This window comes from Mesorhizobium sp. P3_A9, assembly GCF_056402975.1.
Window position 1 is genome coordinate 1 of record NZ_JBFUGJ010000561.1, and the last position, 2520, is coordinate 2520.

Consider the following 2520-nt stretch of genomic DNA (forward strand, 5'->3'; position numbering starts at 1 on the left):
GCGTTCAACACACCTGCCTCGACATCCTCGCAAGCGATGGTCATCGACTTGGTAATTGTTACCGCACCGAAGCCACCTGGATCGATGCAGTTGATTTCGCCGCCGGCCGCGGTCTTCGAGATCGCGCCAGCGAAGGTCTTGCACGGCGCCGTGCGACTGCAGGGATTGGCATCGTCACCAACGCCTGAAACCCATGTCCGGGTCGCCTGCGCGGAAGCCGGCGTAGCAGTCACGGCCATCACCAGCACGAGAAGCAGCGAAGATAATAGGTATCCTAGAATTTTCATGATCATTCCCCCTAAATGGAACAAGATAATCGTTCACAACCAAGCGGAGGAAGTTTAGCGCGTTGCCTCGTCGAAAGCAACGTGACGTCAAAACCGAATCACCAATTTGAATTTCTCATATGAACGGCGGTCCGCCAAGCTACGCAGCCGCCATCGTGCCTTTGTTACATAGCCTTCACACTACAGTCGAAGTGCTTGACGTTCCACGAAATTTAGCAAGCTTGGCGCGCCAGGGATGGCAAGCAGCGACATAAATCAGCCGATTCGCCCCCCCGCCGGAACGGCCAAGGCCCATGGCGTCACTCCGGATCCTGGCCCGCCATGCATTCGAGTTGGCTTAGCGTCCAGGCGCTGGTCTTCGAAGCAATGTCCGATACCTTCCACTTGCCATCGACCTTCTTCAGCGACCAGTGCATTTCGCGTTGCGAATCGTCGCCGTCCGGAAAGAGGCTGAAGTTCGCCACCACCTGCGCGGTGTCGCCATCCACCGTCTCGGACAGTTTCAGGGTCTTGGAGACCGTTTTCTGGTCGAAATCCTGCGCGTCAAGACCAGGGTCGAAGTCGATACAGGCGACCTGATCGGGATTCTTCTTGGTCGCCTGATCGTTGAGATCGAACAATTTCGTCACCGGCTCGGTGAAGCGATCCCGGTATTGTGCGTCGGCCTCGAACTTAACCGCCGGAACATAGAAGAACTTCACCGCGTCGGACGCCGGCCCGGCGAAGGCGGTTGCGGGCAAGGCTGTCGCAAGAGCGGCAAGGAGCACTGTCAGTCTCATGCAGAATCTCCGGTGAAGCAATCAACACCACGCATCCTGCATATCGGTTTTCTTGCGGCTCATGAAGCCCTGCGGCGCCAGCCTCAGATGCCCCGCCAGATGTTCTGGAGGTTCGCAATTGCCGACGATACTGGCCAGATACAATCGCCGCGAGCATCACAGGATCCTCAGCCTCCGAAAATCGCGACCGGCGCTTTGAGTCGGGAGCGCTCRGGTTTGACACCAAGCCCTGGCATCTGGGGGACGCGTATATGCCCGTTTTCGATGACGATGGGATTTACGGGATCGGTATGCCCTTCGATGTATTCCTGCGCGATCCAGGCGCCCTCAAAGCGTCTCGGCTCGACGGTAGCGGCCAGGTGCACGCATGCCGCGGCGATGACGTCCCCACCCCAGGCGTCGTCGCAACTGTGCGGAAGAGATCGTATCGCACACAGGTCGCGGACCGTGACCATCCTGGTGAGGCCGCCAAGGCGGGTCACCTTCAATCCGAATCCGTCAGCGATACCTGAAGAAACTGCCCGCAGGACGGCATTCAAATCCTCGGTATTCTCGTCGAGGTAGACCGGGTGGGTAACGCGTCCCTTGAGGCTCGCGACTTCCTCCATGGTGTTACAAGGCTGTTCGAACACGAACGGGATTGCCTGGCAAAGCCGATCGATGTGCAGCGCCGCCGCGGCCGTGAGGCCACGATTGGCGTCGACGGCTATCCGAGCCTTGAAGCCAACCGCTTCCCATACCTTGTGCACGGTGGCGACGTCCTGTTCGAGATCCCGTCCGCCAATCTTGATCTGAAGCCGTGGGTATCCGGCCTTGACCTTGTCGACGGCAATGCGCGCAGTCTCGTCCGGTGGACCGACAATAGTCGAGTAGTAGGACGGCACACGGTCGGTGAGCGCACCGCCCAGAAGTGTTGAAACCGGAACGCCCAGCCGCTGGCCGGYAAGATCGAGGAGAGCTATGTCCAAGGCTGCCTTGGCATAGTTGTGACCGTTCAACCGCTCGTCAATTCTCTTCGCGAGGCGGCGCATSGACGTAGTGTCCTCGCCAACGAGCCCCGGCGCTATTTCGGCAATTGCCGCTCTCGCGCCCAGAGCATGTTGGGGCTGATARACAGGGCCGACCGGGCAAGTCTCACCCCARCCWGACAGYCCGTCCTCGGTGGTCACTTCAACGAGCGTGCTGTCCAGATCCTGCACGGTATCGCTGGCCATSCKGTAGGCACCGCCTTTGACAGGCAGAGRCAYCTGATAGACTTTGATCGACTCGATACGCATATTGGGCCTTAGCTCCCTTCGAGCCAAGCGATTCTGGCCATCTTGCCACCACGGTGCATGACGGCGCTCTCGGTCACAAAGCTGGATCGAACTGTTGTGCTCAAGCGCGGACGTTGTGCTTGCGCTTCATGAAGTCCTTGGCGGTCTCGACCGCCACCGCGGCATCGCGGCAATAGG

The 2520-nt window shown here is 59.3% G+C and carries 2 protein-coding genes and 2 pseudogenes; all 4 read right to left on the reverse strand.

All coding sequences use genetic code 11. The features are described 5' to 3' along the window. Positions 1 to 287, reverse strand: a pseudogene (locus AC1DX0_RS34430) (right-handed parallel beta-helix repeat-containing protein); the annotation flags it as partial. A 299-nt stretch (positions 288 to 586) separates the two neighbouring features. Further along, positions 587 to 1066, reverse strand: coding sequence for a DUF3828 domain-containing protein (locus AC1DX0_RS34435; protein ID WP_477219159.1), 480 nt, complete (start codon positions 1064 to 1066; stop codon positions 587 to 589). Between the two features lie 167 nt (positions 1067 to 1233). Next, positions 1234 to 2343 carry a mandelate racemase/muconate lactonizing enzyme family protein gene (locus tag AC1DX0_RS34440; RefSeq protein WP_477358840.1) on the reverse strand — a complete coding sequence of 370 codons (1110 nt, stop codon included), beginning with the start codon at positions 2341 to 2343 and terminating at the stop codon, positions 1234 to 1236. Positions 2344 to 2443: 100 nt separating this feature from the next. Further along, positions 2444 to 2520, reverse strand: a pseudogene (locus AC1DX0_RS34445) (cobalamin-binding protein); the annotation flags it as partial.

What these genes read in the sequence shown, in the direction of transcription:
- AC1DX0_RS34435 (WP_477219159.1), bottom strand. Translation starts at nt 1,066, where the DNA reads ATGAGACTGACAGTGCTCCTTGCCGCTCTTGCGACAGCCTTGCCCGCA.